The sequence below is a fragment of the Nocardioides kribbensis genome, from assembly GCF_015070375.1.
Lineage (GTDB): Bacteria > Actinomycetota > Actinomycetes > Propionibacteriales > Nocardioidaceae > Nocardioides > Nocardioides kribbensis.
The window spans coordinates 114484-136880 of sequence record NZ_JADCLL010000005.1 but is presented as its reverse complement, the minus strand read 5'-3'; the positions used below and the strand labels follow the sequence as shown (position 1 = coordinate 136880).

General features: G+C 73.9%; 16 protein-coding genes. 13 read left to right on the top strand and 3 right to left on the bottom strand.

Annotated features, from left to right (window positions below; genetic code table 11):
- The first annotated feature begins 11 nt into the window (after positions 1-11).
- The 8 genes from IR170_RS11920 to IR170_RS11885 all read left to right on the top strand — a co-directional run bounded on the left by IR170_RS11920 (position 12) and on the right by IR170_RS11885 (position 11016).
- Positions 12-977, top strand: a complete 966-nt coding sequence (locus IR170_RS11920) for a Bug family tripartite tricarboxylate transporter substrate binding protein (RefSeq protein ID WP_319805041.1) — start codon at positions 12-14, stop codon at positions 975-977.
- Positions 974-1534 carry a tripartite tricarboxylate transporter TctB family protein gene (locus IR170_RS11915; RefSeq protein ID WP_082499968.1) on the top strand — a complete coding sequence of 187 codons (561 nt, stop codon included), beginning with the start codon at positions 974-976 and terminating at the stop codon, positions 1532-1534. Before IR170_RS11920 ends, IR170_RS11915 begins: the two co-directional genes overlap by 4 nt.
- Positions 1534-3096, top strand: coding sequence for a tripartite tricarboxylate transporter permease (locus IR170_RS11910; protein WP_193664313.1), 1563 nt, complete (start codon positions 1534-1536; stop codon positions 3094-3096). Before IR170_RS11915 ends, IR170_RS11910 begins: the two co-directional genes overlap by 1 nt.
- A complete protein-coding gene (locus IR170_RS11905) occupies positions 3093-3569 on the top strand; it encodes a universal stress protein (RefSeq protein WP_193664310.1) in 477 nt (158 codons plus the stop codon). Before IR170_RS11910 ends, IR170_RS11905 begins: the two co-directional genes overlap by 4 nt.
- A gap of 130 nt (positions 3570-3699) precedes the next feature.
- On the top strand, positions 3700-5259 hold the full coding sequence (gene rimO, locus IR170_RS11900; protein ID WP_193664308.1) for a 30S ribosomal protein S12 methylthiotransferase RimO: 1560 nt from the start codon (positions 3700-3702) through the stop codon (positions 5257-5259).
- Positions 5256-5891 (top strand): CDP-diacylglycerol--glycerol-3-phosphate 3-phosphatidyltransferase, encoded by a 636-nt coding sequence (gene pgsA / locus IR170_RS11895; protein WP_056862706.1) that lies wholly within the window; start codon positions 5256-5258, stop codon positions 5889-5891. The genes rimO and pgsA overlap by 4 nt, the downstream gene beginning before the upstream one ends.
- Before the next feature lie 94 nt (positions 5892-5985).
- Positions 5986-8022 carry a bifunctional metallophosphatase/5'-nucleotidase gene (locus IR170_RS11890; protein ID WP_251530851.1) on the top strand — a complete coding sequence of 679 codons (2037 nt, stop codon included), beginning with the start codon at positions 5986-5988 and terminating at the stop codon, positions 8020-8022.
- A 171-nt stretch (positions 8023-8193) separates the two neighbouring features.
- Complete coding sequence (locus IR170_RS11885) at positions 8194-11016, top strand: ExeM/NucH family extracellular endonuclease (RefSeq protein WP_193664304.1); 2823 nt, start codon at positions 8194-8196, stop codon at positions 11014-11016.
- 95 nt (positions 11017-11111) lie between these two features.
- On the opposite strand, the gene IR170_RS11880 is transcribed toward IR170_RS11885, so the two are convergent.
- Positions 11112-12890, bottom strand: coding sequence for a glycoside hydrolase family 15 protein (locus tag IR170_RS11880; RefSeq protein ID WP_193664302.1), 1779 nt, complete (start codon positions 12888-12890; stop codon positions 11112-11114).
- Positions 12891-12972: 82 nt separating this feature from the next.
- Between IR170_RS11880 and IR170_RS11875 the strand changes: the two genes are divergently transcribed.
- Together IR170_RS11875 and IR170_RS11870 are read left to right on the top strand one after the other, a co-directional pair.
- Positions 12973-13548 (top strand): CinA family protein, encoded by a 576-nt coding sequence (locus IR170_RS11875; protein ID WP_193664300.1) that lies wholly within the window; start codon positions 12973-12975, stop codon positions 13546-13548.
- Between the two features lie 54 nt (positions 13549-13602).
- A complete protein-coding gene (locus tag IR170_RS11870) occupies positions 13603-13905 on the top strand; it encodes a helix-turn-helix domain-containing protein (protein ID WP_056862710.1) in 303 nt (100 codons plus the stop codon).
- A 34-nt stretch (positions 13906-13939) separates the two neighbouring features.
- Here IR170_RS11870 and IR170_RS11865 read toward each other — a convergent pair whose 3' ends face one another.
- Positions 13940-14752: a DNA-formamidopyrimidine glycosylase family protein gene (locus IR170_RS11865; protein ID WP_193664298.1), complete on the bottom strand. Its 813-nt coding sequence runs from the start codon at positions 14750-14752 to the stop codon at positions 13940-13942.
- Complete coding sequence (locus IR170_RS11860; RefSeq protein ID WP_193664296.1) at positions 14745-19538, bottom strand: Lhr family ATP-dependent helicase; 4794 nt, start codon at positions 19536-19538, stop codon at positions 14745-14747. The genes IR170_RS11865 and IR170_RS11860 overlap by 8 nt, the downstream gene beginning before the upstream one ends.
- Positions 19539-19733: 195 nt before the next feature.
- Between IR170_RS11860 and IR170_RS11855 the strand changes: the two genes are divergently transcribed.
- The 3 genes from IR170_RS11855 to IR170_RS11845 are packed head-to-tail and all read left to right on the top strand — an operon-like array spanning position 19734 to position 22332.
- Positions 19734-20678 (top strand): ABC transporter ATP-binding protein, encoded by a 945-nt coding sequence (locus tag IR170_RS11855; RefSeq protein ID WP_425572616.1) that lies wholly within the window; start codon positions 19734-19736, stop codon positions 20676-20678.
- Entirely contained in the window at positions 20678-21520 is an 843-nt protein-coding gene (locus tag IR170_RS11850; RefSeq protein WP_193664294.1) for an ABC transporter permease, read from the top strand. Before IR170_RS11855 ends, IR170_RS11850 begins: the two co-directional genes overlap by 1 nt.
- Positions 21520-22332 (top strand): ABC transporter permease, encoded by an 813-nt coding sequence (locus IR170_RS11845; protein WP_056862713.1) that lies wholly within the window; start codon positions 21520-21522, stop codon positions 22330-22332. Before IR170_RS11850 ends, IR170_RS11845 begins: the two co-directional genes overlap by 1 nt.
- The last annotated feature ends 65 nt before the right edge of the window (positions 22333-22397 follow it).

Below are 22397 nucleotides of genomic sequence, written 5' to 3'. Positions count from 1 at the left end.
GCGCCCGCGTCGTGGCGGCCGCGCTGGCCACGGCCCTGGCCCTCACCGCCTCCTCCTGCGGCGTGACCCGCGGCGACGACAGCGCCGACCTCGACATGTGGATCCCCAACAGCCCCGGCGGCGGCTACGACCAGACCGGCCGCGCGGCGGTGGGGGTCATGGAGCAGGACGACATCACCGGCGGCAGCTTCCAGGTCACCAACATCCTCGGCGCCGGCGGCGCGGCCGCGATGAGCCAGCTGATGGGCCAGGAGGGCAACGAGCACCTGCTGATGACCATCGGGCTGGGGGTCGTGGGCTCGACGTACTCCTTCGCCTCCGACGCCCGGCCGCAGGACGCCACCCCGATCGCCCAGCTGATCGAGGAGCAGGAGGGCGTGCTCGTGCCGGCGGAGTCGCGGTTCGAGACCATCGACGACCTGGTGGAGGCCTGGAAGGCCGACCCCGGCTCGATCGTCGTCGGCGGCGGCTCCTCGCCCGGCGGCCCCGACCACCTCTTCCCGATGCAGCTGGCCGAGACCGTGGGCATCGACCCGCAGGAGGTCCGCTACGTCACCTACGACGGCGGCGGCCCGCTGACCAGCGCCCTGCTGGGCAACAAGATCCAGGTCGGCTTCTCCGGCCTCAGCGAGTTCGAGGGCCAGATCGCCGCCGGCGACCTGCGCGTGCTCGCGGTCTCCGGCGAGGAGCGGCTGACCGGCGAGGCCGTCAAGGACGCCCCGACCCTCACCGAGTCGGGCATCGACCTGGTCTTCATCAACTGGCGCGGCGTCCTGGCCCCGCCCGGCATCTCCGAGGAGCGTCAGGACGAGCTGATCGCCTACCTCTCGGAGATGCACGACTCCCCGCAGTGGCAGCAGACGCTCGAGAAGAACGGCTGGATCGACGCCTTCCGCACCGGGGACGACTTCGAAGCCTTCCTGCTGGAGCAGGACGACCGCGTCTCGTCGACGCTCGAGGAGCTGGACCTGCTGTGAGCACTCCCACCACGACCTCGCCCGGCGCCCCGGGCACCCCCGGCGGGCACGCCCCGGCCGGTGACCACCGGCCCGAGGGCGGCGTCGACAAGGCGCAGTACCCGCTGGCCGCCCTGCTCGTCGTCGTCGGCGCCTACACCTTCTACGACGCCTCCACCCTCAGCGTCGGCTTCGGCGACCCGGTCGGCCCGCGGGTCTTCCCCTACGTCATCGGCGCCGTGCTGGTGCTGCTCGGCGTGCTCCTCGCCATCGCCACGGCCCGCGGCTCGAAGGCCGAGCCCGAGGGCGGCGAGGACGTCGACCTCGCCCAGCGCGCCGACTGGGCCACCGTGGCCAAGCTGGTCGGCGTCCTGGCCTTCACGATCGCCACGGTCGACCTGCTCGGCTGGGCCGTCACCGGCGCCGTCCTCTTCGCCGGCGCCGCCTGGGCGCTCGGCTCCCGCACGCTGATCCGCGACGTGATCGCCGGCCTCGTGCTGGCGATCGGCAGCTGGTACGCGTTCTACGTCGGCCTGGGCATCCCCCTGGCCCCCGGCATCCTCGATGGGATCTTGTGATGGGTGACTTCGACCTCCTCTGGGGCGGCCTGCAACAGGCCGCGACCCCCGAGAACCTGCTCTTCGCCGCCGTCGGCGTGCTGCTCGGCACCTTCGTCGGCGTGCTGCCCGGCATCGGCCCGGCCATGGCCGTGGCGCTGCTGCTTCCGGTGACCTTCGGCCTCGAGCCGACCCAGGCCTTCATCATGTTCGCCGGCATCTACTACGGCGGCATGTACGGCGGCTCCACCACCTCCATCCTGCTCAACACCCCCGGTGAGTCGGCGTCGGTGATGACCGCGCTGGAGGGCAACAAGATGGCCAAGCGCGGCCGGGCCGCCCAGGCGCTGGCCACCGCCGCGGTCGGCTCGTTCGTCGCCGGGACCATCGGCACGCTGCTGGTGGCCTTCTTCGCCCCGCCGCTGGCCGACGTCGCGGTGCAGATCGGCGCTCCGTCGTACTTCGCGATCATGCTGCTGGCGCTGGTGATGACGACCGCCGTGCTGGGCTCCTCGGCGCTGCGCGGCTTCATCGCGCTCTTCCTCGGCCTCACCATCGGCCTGGTCGGCCTCGACCCCAACACCGCCCAGGCCCGCCTCGACCTCGGCCTGCCGCAGCTGATCGACCCCCTCGACATCGTCGTCGTCGCGGTCGGCATCTTCGCCCTCGGCGAGGCGCTGTGGGTCGCGGCCCACCTGCGCCGCAGCCCGCTGCAGATCATCCCCGTCGGCCAGCCCTTCATGGGCAAGGACGACTGGAGGCGCTCGTGGAAGCCGTGGCTGCGCGGCACGGCGCTGGGCTTCCCCTTCGGCGCCATCCCCGCCGGCGGCGCGGAGATCCCGACGTTCCTGTCCTACGTCTCGGAGCGCAAGCTGGCCAAGAACGACGAGTTCGGCAAGGGCGCCATCGAGGGCGTCGCCGGGCCCGAGGCCGCCAACAACGCCTCGGCGGCCGGCATGTTCGTGCCGATGCTGGCCCTGGGCCTGCCGGTCACCGCCACCGCCTCGGTCATGCTCGCCGCGCTCCAGGGCTACGGCATCCAGCCCGGCCCGCAGCTGATGACCGACCAGGCCGACCTGGTCTGGACCCTGCTGGCGAGCCTGCTGATCGGCAACCTGCTGCTGCTGGTGCTCAACCTGCCGCTGGCCCCGCTGTGGGCCAAGCTGCTGCGCATCCCGCGGCCCCAGCTCTACGCCGGCATCCTGTTCTTCGCCTGCCTGGGGGCCTACGCCACCAATCTCGACCCCTTCGACGTGGGCCTGCTGCTCGTCTTCGGCCTGCTCGGGCTGATGATGCGCCGCTTCGGCCTCCCGGTGCTGCCGCTGATCCTCGGCGTCATCCTGGGCCCCCTCATGGAGGGCAAGCTGCGCGAGGCGCTGAGCATCTCCGGCGGCGACTTCTCCGGCCTGGTGAGCGAGCCGCTGGCGGTCGTGGTCTACGCGATCATCGCCCTCGCCGTGCTGGCGCCGGTCGTGGTGAGCCGTGTCCGTGGACCCCAGGCACCGGCCGTCCCGGCCAGCGCCACCGACGGTGCAGTCGCCGACGCGGCCCCCGAGAGCGACGATGAGAAGGTGGGTCGATGAGCGACCAGACGCACGACCGCACGCAGGACCAGGCCGGCACCCCGGCGTCGCACGACGCGAGCAGCGCGAAGGGCTGGGTCGTGGTGGCCTGGGCCCCCGACGAGTTCGGCGCCGTCGCCCTGGCCCACGGCGTCTTCGAGGCCCGCGACCGCGGCCGCGGTGTGCTGGTGGTCAACGCCACCAAGGGCGACGCGCTGGTCGACGACCGCTACGCCGGCCCCGAGGCCCTGCAGCAGGTCGAGCGCGAGCTCGCGGCGGCCGGCGTGCCCTTCGAGGTGCGCCAGTCGGTCGGTGGCGACGTCGCCGACCAGGTGCTGCAGGTGACCAGCGAGGTCGACGCCCGCCTCGTGGTCATCGGGCTGCGCCGGCGCACCCCGGTCGGCAAGCTGCTGATGGGCAGCGTGGCCCAGCGCATCCTGCTGGCCGCCACCTGCCCGGTGCTGGCGGTCAAGCCCGGCGAGCAGCCGGGCTGACCCGTCCAGCGTCCGTCGACCCGCCCCTCGACGCGCCCCCGTCCCCGGTGCCCACGCGCCGGGAGCGGGGGCGCGCGCGTGTCGAGGGTTCGTGCCCGGCCCCGTGCGGGCGGCATACTCGGGGGCGATCATGACGACTGAATCCCTCCCCGCCTCCCTCCCCGCCCGCGACGACGCCGACACCCCGGCCGACGGCGAGCTGCTCTCGGTCGCCATGGTGACCCTGGGCTGCGCCCGCAACGAGGTCGACTCCGAGGAGCTGGCCGGCCGGTTGGAGGCCGGCGGCTTCCGCCTCGTCGAGGACCCCGCCGCCGCCGACACGGTGGTCGTCAACACCTGCGGCTTCGTGGAGGCCGCGAAGAAGGACTCCGTCGACACCCTGCTCCAGGCCGCCGACCTCAAGGCCTCGGCCGGCACGGGCGGCAGGGCCCAGGCCGTCGTCGCCGTCGGCTGCCTGGCCGAGCGCTACGGCAAGGACCTGGCCGAGTCGCTGCCCGAGGCCGACGCGGTGCTCGGCTTCGACGACTACCCCGACATCGCCGCCCGGCTGCGCTCCATCGTCGCCGGCGAGGTGCACCACCCGCACACCCCCCAGGACCGGCGCCTGCTGCTGCCGATCTCGCCGGTCGACCGCGCCGCCTCCACCACCCCGGTGCCCGGCCACGGTGACCAGGTGCCGCCGGCGGCCCCCGTCGCGGGCTCGGCGGCCGACCCGGCGACGGTCGGTGCCGGCGGCCCGGCGACCGGCCCCCGCGCCGTACGCCGCCGTCTCGACTCGGGCCCGATGGCGGCGCTCAAGCTGGCCAGCGGCTGCGACCGGCGCTGCTCCTTCTGCGCGATCCCGGCCTTCCGCGGCTCGTTCGTGAGCCGCCGGCCCTCCGACGTGCTCGCCGAGGCCCGCTGGCTGGCCGAGCAGGGCGCGCGCGAGCTCTTCCTGGTGAGTGAGAACTCCACGTCCTACGGCAAGGACCTGGGCGACCTGCGCCTGCTCGAGACGCTGCTGCCCGAGCTGGCCGCGGTCGACGGCGTCGAGCGGGTCCGGGTGTCCTACCTCCAGCCGGCCGAGACCCGCCCGGGCCTGGTGCAGGCGATCGGCGACACCCCCGGCGTGGTGCCGTACTTCGACCTGTCCTTCCAGCACGCCAGCGCCACGGTGCTGCGCCGGATGCGCCGCTTCGGCGACCCCGAGTCGTTCCTCGGCCTGCTCGAGCAGGTGCGCGCCGCCGCCCCGCTGGCCGGGGTGCGCTCCAACGTGATCGTCGGCTTCCCCGGCGAGACCGAGGACGACCTGCAGACCCTGTGCGACTTCCTCGTCGCCGCCCGCATGGACGTCACCGGCGTCTTCGGCTACTCCGACGAGGACGGCACCGAGGCCGCCTCCTACGACGGCAAGCTCGACGACGACGAGGTCCGCGCCCGCGCCGAGCACGTCACCGCCCTGGTCGAGGAGCTCAACGCCCAGCGGGCCGAGGAGCGCATCGGCGAGCACGTCGAGGTGCTCGTGGAGTCGCTCGGCGAGGACGGCACCGCCGAGGGCCGCGCCGCCCACCAGGGCCCCGAGGTCGACGGCACCACGACGCTCGAGGCCCCGCGCGAGGGCGCCCACGCCGTGGGCCGCCTGGTCGCGGCCACCGTCGTCTCGACCGACGGCGTCGACCTGCTCGCCGAGCCCACCGGAGGAGTCCGATGACCCAGCCCGAGGTCGAGCCCGTCTCGCCGAGGCCGAGCAACCTCAACCTGCCCAACGTGCTCACCACGCTGCGCATCGTGCTGGTGCCGTTCTTCGGCGCCGCGCTGCTCGTCGACGGCGGCGACTCCGGCACCTGGCGCACCGTGGCCTGGGTGATCTTCTTCGTGGCCATGGCCACCGACAAGATCGACGGCGACATCGCCCGAGCGCGCAACCTGGTGACCGACTTCGGCAAGATCGCCGACCCCATCGCCGACAAGGCGATCACCGGCATGGCCTTCATCGGGCTCTCGATCGTGGGGGAGGTGTGGTGGTGGGTGACGATCCTGGTGCTGCTGCGCGAGTGGAGCGTCACGCTGCTGCGCCTCTCGGTGCTCAAGCGTGTGGTGATCGCGGCCGCCGACCTCGGCAAGCTCAAGACGACCGTGCAGGGCCTGGCCCTCGGCCTGCTCGTGCTGCCCCTGCTCGACCCCGACCTGCCCTCGTGGCTCGAGACGCCCGGCGAGGTGCTGTTCTACGTCGCCCAGGCGCTGCTGGCCGTGGCCGTAGCCCTCACGCTGTGGTCGGGCGCCGAGTTCTACCGCGGCGTGTGGCGCCAGCGCCACGAGCTGCGCGGGAGCGGCAAGTCGTAACCCAGTTGTCACCTGACGACCCGGTCGCGCAGCGCTGATCCGGGGTTAGGGTCCGGAGGTCAATCGCCCATTTGGTGTGAAGGATCTCCCACTCGTGCTATCTCGCTCCTGGTCCGGACGGGCCACCCGTCCGCTCGCCGCGTCGCTGGGCCTCGGCCTCGCGGCCGCCGCCCTCTCGGTCACCACCGTCGCTCCCGCCCAGGCCGTTCCGTCGGCCCCGGCTCCGCGAGCGGACAAGGTCGTCGACCTCACCCTGCTCAACATCAACGACTTCCACGGTCGCATCGACGCCAACACCACGAAGTTCGCCACCACGGTCGAGGGGCTCAAGGCCGCCAACGGTCCCAAGCGCACGCTCTTCCTCAGCGCCGGCGACAACATCGGCGCCTCGCTCTTCGCCTCCAGCCAGTTCAAGGACCGGCCGACGCTGAAGGTGCTCGACGCGCTGGGCCTCAAGACGTCGTCGGTGGGCAACCACGAGTTCGACCGCGGCTTCGACGACCTCGACGGCCGCGTGGACAACGTCGCCGACTTCTCCTACCTCGGGGCCAACGTCTACGCCGAGGGCACCCGCACGCCGGTCCTGCCGGCCTACGACACCTTCAAGCGCGCCGGGGTCACCGTCGGCGTCATCGGCGCCGTGACGGAGGAGACCGCGAGCCTGGTCAGCCCCGCAGGCATCGAGGGCATCGAGTTCGGCGACCCGGTCGCCGCGGTCAACCGCGTCGCGCGCCAGCTCTCCGACGGCAGGCCGGGCAACGGCGAGGCCGACGTGCTCGTGGCGGAGTTCCACGAGGGCGCCGGCGAGGGTGCCCCCGCGGGCGCCACGCTGGAGGAGGAGGTCGCCGAGGGCGGCGCCTTCGCCCGCATCGTCACGAGGACCACGCCGAAGGTCGACGCGATCTTCACCGGCCACACCCACAAGCAGTACGCCTGGGACGCCCCCGTGCCCGGCACCGAGCGCACCCGACCGGTCCTGCAGACCGGCTCCTACGGCGAGAACATCGGCCGGATCACCCTGAGCGTCAACCAGCGCACGGGCCGGGTGAAGGCCTACACGCAGGAGAACGTCGCCCGCGTCGCCGAGGCCGACCTGTCCTACCCCGCGGTGGTCAAGGTGCAGCAGATCACCAACCGCGCGCTGCGGCTGGCCGCCGAGGTCGGCAACCAGCCGGTCGCGGAGATCACCGACGACATCACCACCGCGTTCTCCGGCGGCAGCTACGGCCCCGACGGCTACACCGGTGGCACGCGCGACGCCCGTGCGGAGGAGTCGGCCCTGGGCGACCTCGTCGCCAACGCCCTGCGCGACGGCGTGCAGGACTTCGCCGAGCCCGACCTCGGGCTGACCAACCCCGGCGGCCTGCGCGCCGAGCTGCTCTTCGCCGGCGACACGACCAGCAACCCGGCCAACACCGACGGCGTGGTCACCTTCGCCGAGGCCAACGCCGTGCTGCCCTTCAACAACACCGTCGCGATCGTCCGGCTCACCGGCGCCGACCTCAAGCAGGTGCTCGAGCAGCAGTACCAGACCAACGCCGACGGCACCGTGCCCTCGCGTCCCTACCTGCAGCTCGGCATGTCCGACAACGTCCAGGTCACCACCGATCCGACGGCCGCCGCCGGCTCGCGGATCACCTCGGTGCTCATCGACGGCGAGCCGCTCGACCCGGCGCGCACCTACACGATCTCGACGCTGTCGTTCCTGGCCACGGGCGGCGACAACTTCCGCGCCTTCACCAACGGCACCTTCACCGACACCGGCCTGCTCGACGCCGAGCTCTGGCGCGACTACCTGGCCGGCAACGACCCGGTCTCGCCCGACTTCGCCCGCCAGCAGGTCACCGAGTCGGGCCTTCCCGACGCGCTCGTCGCCGGCGAGGAGGCGAGCTTCACCCTCTCGAAGCTCAACCTCACCTCGCTGGGCAGCCCGGCCAACACCGAGCTGACCGCGACCTACGTCGACGGCTCGACCACGAGCCCGCTCGGCACCTTCCCGATCACCACCGACAACGGTGGGAGCGCCACCGTCACCCTCACCGTGCCCGCCGGGTCCTCCGGCGGCGTGGTCGAGCTGGTGGCCGCACCGAGCGGCACCACCGTCACCGTGCCGGTCTCGGGCACCCGCTGAGCCGCTGACCCCCAGCACCACACCGTCCTGACCGGGGCCGCCGACGCACGTCGGCGGCCCCGGTCACGGCGGCCACCGGGGCGCCCGTCGGGCGCACCCACGAGCACGTCCCGCACGCACCCCTCCCTCGGAAGGTCTGTCATGCCCCTGTCCCCTCGAGCCACCCGCCGGGTGGCTCTGCCCGTCGCCGGGGCGTTCAGCCTCGCGGCGGTCGTCACCGGCCTCGCCGGAGCCCCCGCCCTGGCCGCGCCCGACGCCTCCGGTCTCGTCATCAGCGAGGTCTACGGCGGCGGCGGCAACACCGGCGCCGCCTTCACCCACGACTTCATCGAGCTCTACAACCCCACCGCGAGCGCCGTCAGCGTGACCGGGATGTCGGTGCAGTACCGCAGCGCCACCGGCACCAGCGCCCAGGTCACGCCCCTCTCGGGCTCCGTGCCCGCGGGCGGGCACTACCTGGTGCAGCAGGCCGCCGGCACCACGCCGGCCGCCGCCCTGCCGACGCCCGACGCGACCGGCACCATCGCCATGTCCGGAAGCAACGGCGTCGTCGTGCTGGCCTCCTCCGAGACCCCCGTGAGCGCCACCGGCGAGCTCGCCGGCGCGGCCGGTGTCCTCGACGCCGTCGGCTACGGCACGACGCCCACCTCCTTCGAGGAGCGCAACACCGGCGTCGCCCTGACCAACAGCACCTCGGCCGCGCGCACCGCCACGGGCACCGACTCCGACGACAACGCCGACGACTTCGTCGAGGGCACCCCGGTGCCGCAGAGCTCGGGCGGCGCCGGTGAGCCCGAGCCCGAGCCCGACCCGGTCGAGGTCACCATCCCCGAGATCCAGGGCACCGGCGCGGCCTCGCCGCTCGACGGCGACCCGGTCATCACCTCCGGCGTCGTGACCGCGGCCCCGCGCTTCCTCTACGGGTTCTACCTGCAGACCCCCGGCACGGGCGGGTCGGTCGACCCGGCCTCCCGCACCGCCTCCGACGGCGTCTTCGTCTACTACCCCAACGGTGCCGGCAGCGTGAGCGTGGAGCCCGGCGACCACGTCGAGGTCAGCGGCGACGTCGACGAGTACGCCGGTCAGACCCAGGTCGTCTCCTCGGCGGCCGAGACCACGGTGCTCGACACCCCGGCCGCGCCCGTCACGGCGACCACCACCACGGCGTGGCCCGCCACGGCGGCGGAGAAGGAGGCGCTGGAGGGGATGCTCTACGACCCCACCGACGACTTCACGGTCACCAACACCTTCTCCACCCACCAGTTCGGCGAGGTCGGCCTGGCCCTGGGCGACACGCCGCTCATCCAGCCCACCGAGGTCGCCGACGCCCAGGACACCGCGGCGATCCGCGCGGTCGAGGCCGACAACGCCGCTCGGGCCATCGTGCTCGACGACGCCTCCGGCACGACCTACGCCCCGGGCACCAACGGCAAGACGCTGACCCCGCCCTACCTCTCCAACACCGCCCCCGTGCGGGTCGGAGCGGCGGCGACGTTCACCGACGACGTCATCCTCACCCAGGGCGGGTCGCCGAGCGCCCCGACGTACCGCTTCCAGCCGCTGCAGACCGTCAGCGGCCCGGACTACACCGCGACGTCGCCGGCGACCTTCGAGAACACCCGCACCGACGCGCCCGACGAGGCACGCATCGAGGCCGACGGCGAGAGCGACCTCAAGGTCGCGTCCTTCAACGTCCTCAACTACTTCACCACCCTCGGCGACGCCGACGACGACAACGTCGGCGACGGCGGCTGCACGACGTTCCCCGACAAGGACGGCGACGGCAACTCCGTGGGCGGGGGCTGCGAGCAGCGCGGCGCCTGGGACCCCCAGGACCTCGCGCGGCAGCAGGCCAAGATCGTGTCGGCCATCAACGCCCTCGACGCCGACGTCGTGGGTCTCATGGAGATCGAGAACTCGCTGGTCGTCGACGGCGACGCCGACGAGGCCACCGAGACGCTGGTGGCGGCGCTCAACGCCGACGCCGGCGCCGGCACGTGGGCGGCCAACCCGTCGTCGACCGAGCTGCCCCCGGCGGCCGAGATGGACGTCATCAGCAACGCGATCATCTACAAGCCGGCCGCCGTCGAGCGCAGCGGCGAGGCCCGTGCCCTCGGCACGCTGAGCGGCTCGGGCGAGGCCTTCGACAACGCCCGTGAGCCCATCGCCCAGGCCTTCACGCCGACGGGCGGCGACGAGCCGTTCCTCTTCGTGGTCAACCACTTCAAGTCCAAGGGCTCCGGCGCCGACGACGGCACCGGGCAGGGCAACGCCAACCCCGACCGCGTGGCCCAGGCCACCGCGCTGCGCGACTGGGTGCCCGGTGTGCAGCAGGAGAGCGGCGCCGAGGGCGTCCTGCTCGTCGGCGACTTCAACTCCTACTCCCAGGAGGACCCGCTCCAGGTCCTCTACCAGGCCGGCTACACCAACATCGAGGACGGCGAGGGCGCCGACGCGGAGTACTCCTACTCCTTCAGCGGCCTCTCCGGCTCCCTCGACCACGTGCTCGCCAACGACGCCGCGCTCGAGGCGATGACCGGGCACGACATCTGGAACATCAACTCCGGTGAGTCGATCTACATGGAGTACAGCCGCTACAACTACAGCCCGACCGACTTCCACACCGACGGCCCGTTCCGCTCCTCCGACCACGACCCGGTGGTCATGGGTCTCGACCTGGTCGAGGACGTCGTGGCGCCCCCGGCCGCGGAGCTGGCGCTCAAGGTCAGCAGCACCCCCAAGAAGGTCAAGGCCGGCAAGACCAAGGTGACCCTGCGGGTGAAGGTCACCGCCGATGGCGAGCCCGCCCGCGGCGGCACCGTCACCGTGCGGCTGCCCGGCGGCGAGACCCGCACCGCCACGACCAACCGCCAGGGCGTCGCGAAGATCCGCCTCGCACCCTTCGACCGGGTCGGCACCAAGACCCTCCAGGTCGAGTGGAGCAAGGGCGACGCGACCGTCGGCGGGACCTCCACGATCCGGGTCGTGAAGTGACCGACTGACCCGCCCGACCCGCACCAGCACCGACGGGGCCCTGCCGACCGGCAGGGCCCCGTCCTGCGTCCGGCCCGCCGGACCGCGGGACTCCGTCAGCGGCGCTCGGCCGCGGCGAGGTGGAACGCCGCCTGCACGAGGGCCAGGTGGCTGAAGGCCTGGGGGAAGTTGCCGACCATGCGCTCGGCCCCCGGGTCGTACTCCTCGGCGAGGAGGCCGACATCGGTGGAGAGCCCGACCAGCCGCCCGAGCAGGGCCCGCGCGTCGTCGAGGCGACCGACGACGGCGTAGGCCGAGGCCAGCCAGAACGAGCACGCCAGGAAGGGGTGCTCGTCGCCGGAGAGCCCGTCGACTCCGCTGGCGGTGCGGTAGCGGAGCACGAGCCCGTCACGCAGCAGGTCCTCCTCGACGGCACGGATGGTGCCGGCCAGACGCGGGTCGTCGCCGGGCAGCAGCCCGATGGTGGCCAGCACCAGCAGCGAGGCGTCGACCTCGCGGGTGCCGGGGTGCTGCACGAACGTGCCCCGCTCGGAGTCCCACCCCTCACCAAGCACCAGGTCGCGGGCGGCGTCGCGCTCGCGGCGCCACCGGTCGACGTCGCCGGGCAGACCCCGCTCCTCGACCGCCCGCACGGCCCGGTCGAAGGCGACCCACACCATGGCGCGCGAGTGGGTGAAGTGGCGCGGCTCCCCACGGATCTCCCAGATGCCGTGGTCGGGATCGCGCCAGCGGGTGACCAGGTCGTCGACCAGGGCCCGCTGCAGCGCCCAGGCGTTGGGGTCGTCGTCGCCGAGGTGCTCGCGCACCAGCGCGAGGGCGTCCATCACCTCGCCCAGCACGTCGTGCTGGCGCTGCCCGACGGCGCCGTTGCCGATCCTCACCGGGCGTGAGCCGGCGTAGCCCGGCAGGTGGTCGAGCTCCGACTCGGGCAGCCGGCGGGAGCCGTCCACGGCGTACATCACCTGCAGGTCCTCGGGGTCGCCGGCCACCGCGCGCAGCAGCCAGTCGCGCCACGCCGCGGCCTCCTCGGTGTAGCCGGCCTGCAGCAGCGAGGCGAGCGTCAGCGCGGCGTCGCGCAGCCAGCAGAAGCGGTAGTCCCAATTGCGCTCGCCGCCGAACTCCTCGGGCAGCGAGGTCGTGGGCGCCGCGACGATGCCCCCCGTCACCTCGTGGGTCATCAGCCGCAGCGTCAGCAGCGAGCGTCGCACGGCCTCGGGGTGGGGGAGGTCCTGGCGGCACACCTGCGCCCACGCCTCGTCCTCGGCCACCGTCTCGGCCACCCGCGCGTCGAGGTCGCCCAGGTGACCGGGCTCGACGTGCGAGGGCAGCCACACCATCGCGAAGGACAGCTCCTCCCCGGCGGCGAGACTGAACTCGTCGGCGTGGGTGTGGTCGACCGCCACCGGGAGCCGCGGCCCGCGCAGCACGAGCTTGTCGGGGCCGGCCACCGCGGTGATGACGTCCTCGCCGCCGAGGCACTCGCGACGCACCCACGGCCGGATCCGGCCGTAGTCGGGGCGCAGCCGCCACTCGTGACGCATCGGCACCGTGCCGCTCACGCAGACCAGGCGGCGCACCAGGTCGGCCCGCTGGTCGCCGCGGGGCATCACGTCGGTCAGGGTCACCACGCCCGCGGCCGTGGTGAAGGTCGTCTCCAGCATCGCCGAGGAGCCGAGGTAGCGCCGCTCGGTGGCGTAGGGCACCGTCGGCACCAGCTGCCAGTGGCCGTGCTCCGGCGTGCCGAGCAGGGCGGCCAGGCAGGCGGGAGAGTCGAAGCGAGGCAGGCAGAGCCAGTCGACCGAGCCGTCGGTCCCGACCAGCGCCGCGGTGCGCCGGTCGCCGATCAGGGCGTAGTCCTCGATGGGCAGCGGCATGCCGGGGAGCCTACGGGCGGTGCCCTCGCCCGGCCCCCGCCCGACCGGCACGACACCGCACCCGCTGTGGCAGGGTCGGGGCATGCTGCGACGCCCCGCCCCCGACGACCTCACCGAGGTCGCCACCCGCCTGGTCGACCGGCTGCGCGCCGAGGGCGCCACCGTCGCCACCGCCGAGTCGCTCACCGGCGGCCGCCTCGCGACGGCGCTCACCGCCGTGCCGGGTGCGTCGGCGGTCTACCGCGGCGGGGCGGTCACCTACGCCACCGACCTCAAGGTCTCGCTGCTGGGCGTGCCCCAGGAGCTGGTCGACGAGCACGGCGTCGTCTCGGCCGACTGCGCCGCCGCGATGGCCGGGGGCGCCCGCCGGGTCGCAGGCGCGACGTACGCCCTGGCCACGACGGGGGTGGCCGGGCCCGACGCGCAGGAGGGGCGCCCGGTGGGCACGGTCTTCGTCGGCGTGGCCGGCCCCGAGGTCACCTCGGTGCTGTCGCTGGAGCTCGCGGGCACCCGCGCGCAGATCCAGGAGAGCACGTGTCGCGAGGCGCTGCTCGGCCTGCTGGTGCACCTCGACCAGGAGGCCGCCGCCGGTCCCGGGGAGCCCCACGACGACGCCGACCCCGGGGACCTCCGGGTGGAACAGAACCCTCTCCGGTAGCGTTGGCATCCTTGATCGACCCGGAGATCGACCGGACAACCCACGGAGGCTCGCATGGTGCTCTTCCGCCGCCTGCTCGGCGACGTGCTCCGCGCGCAGCGGATGCAACGGGGCATGACCCTGCGCGAGGTCTCCGAGCAGGCCAGGGTCAGCCTGGGCTACATCTCCGAGATCGAGCGCGGCCAGAAGGAAGCCTCCTCCGAGCTGCTGTTCTCGCTGTGCCAGGCCCTCGACGTGCCGCTCTCGCTGGTGCTCCGCTCGGTCTCCGACGCCGTCGCCCTGGAGGAGGCCGCCACCGCGGCCACACCGCTCCCGGTGCCGCGCGCCGCCGGCCCCGTCGTCGCCTCCGCCGCCTGACCCGCCGCGGCCTCGGAGCGCGTCGGGCTGTCGCTCAGGACCGGCCGGGCCCCGTGGGCACGGGCTGGCACGACGGGCAGAAGTAGATCGCGCGCTCGCGGCCGGCCGGGCCCTGCAGGTCGACCTCCACCCTCGTGCCGCAGCGCCGACACGGCGCGTGGTCCTGGCGGTAGACCCACGTGCGCCGGCGCTCGCGCAGGTCGCCGGTGGTGGACTGGACCGCCCGCTCCTTGTTGAGGTCGAGCATCTGGCGCCCACGGCGCACCATGCGCGGCAGGTCGCGCACCTCGCCGACGGGCACGCGGGGGTGCACGCCGGTGACGAAGCACAGCTCGGCGACGTACATGTTGCCCAGGCCCGCCAGCCTGGTCTGGTCGCGCAGCGCGTCGCCGACCTCGCGGGCGTCGTCCTCGTGGAGGCGGCGCAGCGCCTCGTCCTCGTCCCAGTCGGGGCCGAGCAGGTCGGGTCCGAGGTGGCCCACGACCGCGTCCTCGTCAGCGGTGGGCAGCAGCTCCACGATCCCCAGGGAGAACCCGACCGCGTGGCGCGGCCCCACGTCGAGCACCACGCGTGCCTGGTGGGCCGGGCGGGGCCAGCGCGCCCCGGAGTCCAGCACCCGCCAGGCGCCCTCCATCTTGAGGTGGGTGTGGAGGGTCCAGCGACCGGTCGGGTGCTCGATGCGTGTGAGCAGGTGCTTGCCGCGCGAGACCGTCGCCCGCACGCTGCCCCCGGACAGGTCGGTGGTGGCGTGCTGCGGCACCCGGAAGTCGGTGCGCACGAGCACCCGGCCCGAGAGCGAGCGGTCGAGCAGCCGGGCGGCGCGGAAGACGGTGTCGCCCTCAGGCACCCCGGCTCCTCAGCTGCAGCCCGCGCGGGGTGGCCAGGAAGCCGGCCGACTGCAGCGCCTCGCGCAGCGGGGTCGTGCCGCCGCCCAGCAGCGGGGCGCCGTCGGCCTTCTCCACCGTCATCCGGCCCAGCGCCCCGGCCCGGGCGGCGTCGGCGAGCGACTGGGCGCCGAGGGTGAGCCGGTCGACGTCGTCGGTCCAGGTGAGCAGGGTGCGGCCGCCGCGCTCGACGTAGAGGGTGAGCTCCCCGTCGACGAGCACCACCAGGCCGCCGGCCTTGCGGCCGGGGCGGTGGCCCTTCTCGCCCTCGGCGGCCTCGCTGGTCGAGGGTCGCGCGGGCCAGGGCAGGGCCGCGCCGTAGGGGTTGGCGGGATCGGTGGCGGCGAGGGCGACCGCGAGGGGCTTGGCGTCGCCGGATCCCTCGGCGGCCTCGGAGAAGGTCCGCAGCCGGTCGATGGACCCCGCGGTGCCGAACTGCGCTGCGCCCAGGCCACTGACGAAGTAGCCCCGTCGGCAGCGACCGGAGTCCTCGAAGGCCGAGAGCACCTTGTAGACCGCGGCGAAGCCGCCGGCGACGCGCTCGCTCATCACGGCACCGCGGATCACCACGCCGTGACGCTCCAGCAGGTGCTCGGCGCTGGCGTGGGCGCGGCGGGTCGGGTCGGCGTCGACGTCGGGCAGCAGCGCCCAGCGGCCGGCGGTCTCGGGAGGGCCGGTGCGTGGCGCGGGTCGGGCGCCGCCGCGCCCGCCGGTGGTCGACGACATCCGCAGCCGCGGCGGCGGGCGCTTGCTGCGGTGGGCCGAGGAGCCACCGCGGGGCAGCGCGCGCAGCGGGGTGAGGGTGTCGTTGCTGACCCGCCCCGACCAGACCAGGTCCCACAGCGCCGCCGAGACGGCCTGGTCGGTGGCGCTCTGGCCGGTGGCCTGCACCTGCTGCACGAGCTGGCGGAAGAACCACGCGCCGCCGCCCTCGAGGGAGTCGAGGATGGCCTGGTGCAGCTCGCTGTGGTCGAAGGGCTCGTGGGCGGGCAGCGTCAGCGGGGCCTGGTCGGCGAGGTGGAGCGACACCCAGCCGTCGGAGCCCGGCAGCGCGCCATGACCCGACCAGACGACCTCCCCGGAGGCGGTGAGCTCGTCGAGGTACGACGGCTCGTAGTCACGCACCCGCGCCGAGAGCACCAGCGGCTCCAGCGCCGAGGCGGGCACGGCACAGCCGGCGAGCTGGTCGACGGCGGCGAGCACGCCGTCGACGCCGCGCAGGCCGCCCCGACCGCTGGTGGAGGCGGCCCACACGTGCTGCCAGGCCGGCAGGAAGCGGCCCAGCGCCTCGGGGTCGACGGGCTCGACCTCCTTGCGCAGCCGGGCCAGCGAGCGGCGGCGCAGACGGCGCAGCACCTCGGCCTCGCACCACTCGCTGCCCGAGCCGTGCGGTCGGAACTCGCCCTCCAGCACCCGCCCCGAGGCGGCCAGGCGCTGCAGGGTGTGGCGCACGACCGCCGTGCCGAGGCCCAGGCGCGCGGCGACGTCGTCGGTGGTGAAGGGTCCGTGGGTGCGCGCGAAGCGTGCGACCAGGTCGCCCAGCGGGTCGTCGACGGGGTCGGTGAACGCCTCCGGCGTGCCCGGGGGCACGGGGGTGCCCAGACCGTCACGCAGGCGGCCGACGTCCTCGATCGCCGACCAGCGCTCGTCGCCGGCCATCCGCAGCTCGACCACGCGGCGGCTCTGCGCGAGCGCTGACAGCCACCCGGTGACGTCGGCGTCGGGCACGCTGCGCGCGGCGATCTCGTCGGTGCTCAGCGGCCCGAGCAGGCGCAGCAGGTCGGCCACGCCCTCGGCGTCGCGGGCCCGTCGCTCCTCGGTCAGCCGCTGGAGCTCGGCGGCGACCTCCTCGAGCACCTCGGGGTCGAGCAGCTCGCGCAGCTCGGCGCGGCCCAGCAGCTCGGCGAGCAGGCCCTGGTCGAGCGAGAGCGCCGCGGCGCGGCGCTCGGCGATGGGGGAGTCGCCCTCGTAGACGAACTGCGCGACGTAGCCGAAGAGCAGGCTGCGGGCGAAGGGCGAGGGCGACGGCGTGGCCACGTCGACCACCTGCACCTCGCGCTGCTCCACCCGTCGCATGAGGCCGATCAGGGACGGGAGGTCGTAGACGTCCTGGAGGCACTCACGCACGGCCTCGAGCACGATCGGGAACGACGGGTACTTGGAGGCGACCTCCAGCAGCGCCGCCGAGCGCTGACGCTGCTGCCACAGCGGTGAGCGGCGACCCGGGTCGCGCCGGGGCAGCAGCAGGGCCCGGGCGGCGCACTCGCGGAAGCGGGAGGCGAAGAGCGCCGAGCCACCGACCTCCTGGGTGACCAGGTCGTCGACCTCGTCGGGCTCGAAGACCACCAGCTCCGCGCCGGGCGGCTCGGCGTCGGTGTCGGGGATGCGGATGACGATGCCGTCGTCGGAGGCCACGGCCTGGCCGTCGACGCCGTAGCGCTCGCGCAGGCGTGCGTTGAGCGCGAGGGCCCACGGCGCGTGCACGGGGGTGCCGTAGGGCGAGTGGAGGACCAGGCGCCAGTCGCCGAGCTCGTCGCGGAAGCGCTCGACGAGCAGGGTGCGGTCGCTGGGCAGGGTGTTGGTGGCCTCCAGCTGCTCGTGGAGGTAGGACACCAGGTTGCCCGCGGCCCACTCGTCGAGACCCTCCTCGCGCACCTTGGCCTCGGCAGCGGGGCGGGGCAGCGCGGCCAGCTCCCGGGTGAAGGCACCGATGGCCTGGCCCAGCTCGGCGGGGCGGCCCAGGCTGTCGCCCTTCCAGAAGGGCAGCCGGCCCGGGATGCCGGGAGCCGGGGTGACGAGGACCCGGTCGTGGGTGATGTCCTCGATGCGCCAGCTGGTGGCGCCGAGGGCGAAGACGTCGCCGACGCGCGACTCGTAGACCATCTCCTCGTCGAGCTCGCCGACGCGCCGCCCCGGGCCCTCGCCGCCGACCAGGAAGACCCCGAAGAGGCCGCGGTCGGGGATGGTGCCGCCGCTGGTCACCGCCAGGCGCTGCGCGCCGGGCCGGCCGGTGAGCTCGCCGGTGACGCGGTCCCAGACGATGCGCGGGCGCAGCTCGGCGAACTCGTCGGAGGGGTAGCGGCCGCTGAGCAGGTCGAGGGTGGCGTCGTAGGCCGAGCGGGGCAGGGCGGTGAACGGCGCCGAGCGGCGCACCAGGGCGAAGAGCTCGTCGGCGTCCCAGCCCTCGAGCGCGGTGATGGCCACGACCTGCTGGGCCAGCACGTCGAGGGGGTTGGTCGGCACCCGCAGCGACTCGATGGCGCCGGCGCGCATGCGCTGCACGGCGACGGCGGTCTGGGCGAGGTCGCCACGGTGCTTGGGGAAGAGCACCCCCCGTGACACCTCGCCGACCTGGTGGCCCGCACGGCCCACGCGCTGCAGGGCGCTGGCGACCGAGGGGGGCGACTCGATCTGCACGACCAGGTCGACCGCCCCCATGTCGATGCCGAGCTCGAGGCTGCTGGTGGCGACCACGGCGGGCAGGCGGCCGCGCTTCAGGTCGTCCTCGATCAGCGCGCGCTGCTCCTTCGAGACCGACCCGTGGTGGGCCTTGGCGATGACGACCGCGCCCTCCGGGCTGCCGCCGGAGGACCCGGACTGGGCCATGACCTGGGCCGGCGGGCGCGACGGGACGGTCCGTCCGCTGCCGTCGTGGTCGTCGGCCAGGTCGTCGGCCAGGTCGTCGGGTTGGTCGTCCCCGTGGCCGGCGCCGTCACCGTGGGGGTCGCCGTCGTGGTCGTGGGCGCCGGCGGGCACGGGCACGAGGTCCCCGGCCTCGGGCTCGACGCCGGCGCGCTCGTTGGCGATCTCGTTGAGCCGCGAGGTGAGGCGCTCGGAGAGCCGCCGGGAGTTGGCGAAGACGATGGTCGAGCGGTGCGACTCGATGAGGTCGACGACGCGCTCCTCGACATGGGGCCAGATCGAGGCCGCCCGGGTGGCCGAGCCCTCGCCGTCGGCGTCCTCCTCGTCGTAGCCCCCCGGGGCGGTCATGTCCTCCACGGGCACGACGACGCTCAGCTCCCACTGCTTGCGGGACGGCGGCGCGACGATCTCGACGGGCGCGGAGCCGCCGAGGTAGCGCGCGACCTCCTCCAGCGGCCGCACGGTGGCCGACAGCCCGACCCGCTGCGCCGGCCGCTCCAGCAAGGCGTCGAGGCGCTCGAGGGTGAGCGCGAGGTGGGCGCCGCGCTTGCCGCCGGCCACGGCGTGGACCTCGTCGACGATGACCGTCTCGACGCCGCGCAGCGACTCGCGGGCCTGGGAGGTGAGCATCAGGAAGAGCGACTCGGGCGTCGTGATCATGATGTCGGGCGGAGCGGTGGTGAGCTTGCGGCGGTCGGCCGCGCTCGTGTCGCCGGAGCGCACGCCGACCCGCACGTCGGCCACCTCGGACCCGAGCCGGTCGGCGGTGTGCCGGATGCCCGTGAGCGGGGAGCGCAGGTTGCGCTCGACGTCCACGGCCAGCGCCTTCAGCGGGGAGACGTAGAGCACCCGGCAGCGGCGCTGCTTGTCCTCCGGCGGCGGGGTCGACAGCAGCCGGTCGAGCGACCACAGGAAGGCCGACAGGGTCTTGCCCGACCCGGTCGGCGCCACCACCAGGGCGTGCCGGCCCGCGCCGATCGCCTCCCACGCGCCGGCCTGCGCCGGGGTGGGCTCCGCGAACGCCGCGGCGAACCACGTGCGCGTCGGCTCGCTGAAGCGCGCCAGCGGGTCGGCGGGCGGCGCGGCCGCGGGGGTGGGAGGGGTCACCGGGCCAGTCTCGCCGACGCCACCGACAGCCGGGCTCCCCCCGACGGCTGGGCCCGCCCCGGCCACTCGCCCCGCGCCGTGGTGAGGCCCGTGACGAGGACCGGGGTGATGTCCGGCTCGGCCCCTGCGGCGCGGCGGCGGGTGGGGCGGGGGAGCGGAGGCGTCCTGTCGGCGCTCGGGCCTAGGGTGCCTCACGTGACGGCGACCGACTCGATGATCTGGGCCCAGGGCCTGCGCAAGGGGTTCGGCGACGTCGAGGCCGTGCGCGGCATCGACGTCGACGTGCGCCGGGGCGAGGCCTTCGGCTTCCTGGGGCCCAACGGCGCCGGCAAGTCCTCGACCATGCGCATGGTGGCCGCCGTGTCGCCCATCAGCGGCGGTGAGCTGCGCATCCTCGGTCTCGACCCGGCCGTCGACGGTCCCGAGATCCGCGCCCGCATCGGTGTCTGCCCGCAGGAGGACACCCTCGACACCGAGCTGACCGTGCGGGAGAACCTCTTCGTCTACGGCCGCTACTTCGGCCTGCCGCGCAAGGAGGTCCGTGCCCGCGTCGACGAGCTGCTGGAGTTCGTGCAGCTGACCGAGAAGGCCGGCTCGATGGTCGAGGACCTCTCCGGGGGCATGAAGCGCCGCCTGACGATCGCCCGCTCGCTGATCAACCGGCCCGAGGTCCTGCTGCTCGACGAGCCGACCACCGGCCTGGACCCCCAGGCCCGTCACGTCGTGTGGGACCGGCTGTTCCGCCTCAAGCAGCAGGGGGTCACCCTGGTCCTCACGACCCACTACATGGACGAGGCCGAGCAGCTGACCGACCGGCTCGTGGTGATGGACAAGGGGCTCATCGTCGCCGAGGGCTCCCCGCTCGACCTGATCGCCGAGCACTCGACCCGCGAGGTGGCCGAGCTCCGCTTCGGCGTGGCCCAGGAGGGCGACACCCACGAGGTCGTCGCCCGGCAGGTCGAGGACCTCGCCGACCGGGTCGAGGTGCTGCCCGACCGGCTCCTGCTCTACTCCCACGACGGCGAGGAGACCGTGGCCAAGGTCCACGAGCGCGGGCTGGAGCCGGTCGCCACGCTGGTGCGCCGCTCCACGCTGGAGGACGTCTTCCTCCGCCTCACCGGCCGGACCCTGGTCGACTGATGGCCGCCACGACACCCGGAGGCGCCGGCAGCCCCGACCCTGCCCGGGCCACCGCACCCGCCAGCACGCTCGCCGGCGCGCTCCGGCTGCTCGACTACTGGCTGACGGTCTACCGCCGCACGTGGAAGGGCACGATCGTCTCCTCCTTCGTCACCCCGCTGCTCTACGTCGTGGCCATGGGCGTGCTGCTCGGCGGCTTCATCGAGGGCGACCCCGCCGAGCTCGAGGGCGCCACCAGCTACCTCGCCTTCGTGGCGCCCGGCCTCGTGGCGGCCCAGGCGATGACCACGGTGATCGGGGAGACGACCTACCCCGTCATGGACATGGTGAAGTGGCACAAGGTCTACTTCGGGATGATCGCGGCGCCGCTGCGCGTGGGCGACATCATGCTGGCCCACCTGGCCTTCGTGCTCTTCCGGGTCGCGCTCACCTCCGCGGTGTTCCTCGCGGTGATGGCGCCCTTCGGGGTCTTCAGCAGCGTCGGGGGAGTGCTGCTGGCCTTCCTGGTGCAGCTGCTGGTGGGCCTGGCCTTCGCCACCCCGGTCTACGCCTACGCCGCGGGCGCCAAGGACGAGAGCGCCTTCAACCTCATCTTCCGCCTCGGCATGATCCCGCTCTTCCTCTTCTCCGGGGCCTTCTTCCCCGTCGCCAACCTCGACGCGCCGCTCGAGCTGCTGGCCACGATCACCCCGCTGTGGCACGGCGTCGACCTGACGCGGATGCTCACGCTGGGCCGGGTCGACGTGTCCGCGGCGCTGGTCCACGTCGCCTACCTGGTGGTGCTGGCCGCGCTCGGCTGGCGCTGGGCCGCCCGGCGCCTGCAGCGGAGGCTGATCGCCTGATGAGCGCCGTCACCGCCGCCGTCGCGCGCCAGGCCGCCTCGCCCCTCGGGGCCCGCGAGGCCACCGCCCTGCTGCTCTACCGCAACTTCCTCGCCTACCGCCGGGCCTGGTACATCTTCCTCACCGGGTTCCTCGAGCCGGTCTTCTACCTGTTCTCGATCGGCGTGGGCGTCGGCCAGCTCGTCACGGGCTTCGAGGTCGACGGCCGGACGATCGAGTACGCCGCCTTCGTCGCCCCCGGCATGCTCGCGGCCTCGGCCATGAACGGCACGATCCTCGACGCCACCTTCAACTTCTTCTTCAAGCTCAAGTACAACAAGCTCTTCGACCAGATGCTGGCCACGCCGCTGACCACCATGGACATCGCCCGCGGCGAGCTGAGCTGGTCGCTGCTGCGCGGCGGCATCTACTCCGCGGGCTTCCTGGTCGTCATGCTGCTGATGGGCCTGGTGTCGTCGTGGTGGGCGGTGCTCGTCGTGCCCGCCGCGCTGCTCATCGGGCTGGCCTTCGGCGGGGTGTGCATGGCGCTGACCACCTTCATGCGCTCCTGGCAGGACTTCGAGCTGGTCACCCTGGCCACGCTGCCGATGTTCCTCTTCTCCGCGACCTTCTTCCCGGTCACGGCCTTCCCCACCTGGCTGCGCTGGGTCGTGGAGTGCACCCCGCTCTACCGCGGCGTCGTCCTGTGCCGCGAGCTCACCACGGGCACGGTCTCCTGGGCCTCGGCGGTCTCGGTGGTCTACCTCGTGGTGATGGGCGTCGCCGGACTCCTCGTCGTGCGCCGCCGCCTCGACCGGCTGCTCCTCACCTGACCACGGGGGCTCGGCCTCAGGCCACCCTCGGTCGGGGGCCGTCGGCGGCGCGAGGCATCATGGGC

Bases quoted from the DNA above. Each gene is read 5' to 3' on its own strand.
- IR170_RS11910 (WP_193664313.1), top strand. From the start codon at position 1,534: ATGGGTGACTTCGACCTCCTCTGGGGCGGCCTGCAACAGGCCGCGACC.
- IR170_RS11905 (WP_193664310.1), top strand. From the start codon at position 3,093: ATGAGCGACCAGACGCACGACCGCACGCAGGACCAGGCCGGCACCCCG.
- rimO (WP_193664308.1), top strand. From the start codon at position 3,700: ATGACGACTGAATCCCTCCCCGCCTCCCTCCCCGCCCGCGACGACGCC.
- pgsA (WP_056862706.1), top strand. From the start codon at position 5,256: ATGACCCAGCCCGAGGTCGAGCCCGTCTCGCCGAGGCCGAGCAACCTC.
- IR170_RS11880 (WP_193664302.1), bottom strand. From the start codon at position 12,890: ATGCCGCTGCCCATCGAGGACTACGCCCTGATCGGCGACCGGCGCACC.
- IR170_RS11875 (WP_193664300.1), top strand. From the start codon at position 12,973: ATGCTGCGACGCCCCGCCCCCGACGACCTCACCGAGGTCGCCACCCGC.
- IR170_RS11870 (WP_056862710.1), top strand. From the start codon at position 13,603: ATGGTGCTCTTCCGCCGCCTGCTCGGCGACGTGCTCCGCGCGCAGCGG.
- IR170_RS11850 (WP_193664294.1), top strand. From the start codon at position 20,678: ATGGCCGCCACGACACCCGGAGGCGCCGGCAGCCCCGACCCTGCCCGG.
- IR170_RS11845 (WP_056862713.1), top strand. From the start codon at position 21,520: ATGAGCGCCGTCACCGCCGCCGTCGCGCGCCAGGCCGCCTCGCCCCTC.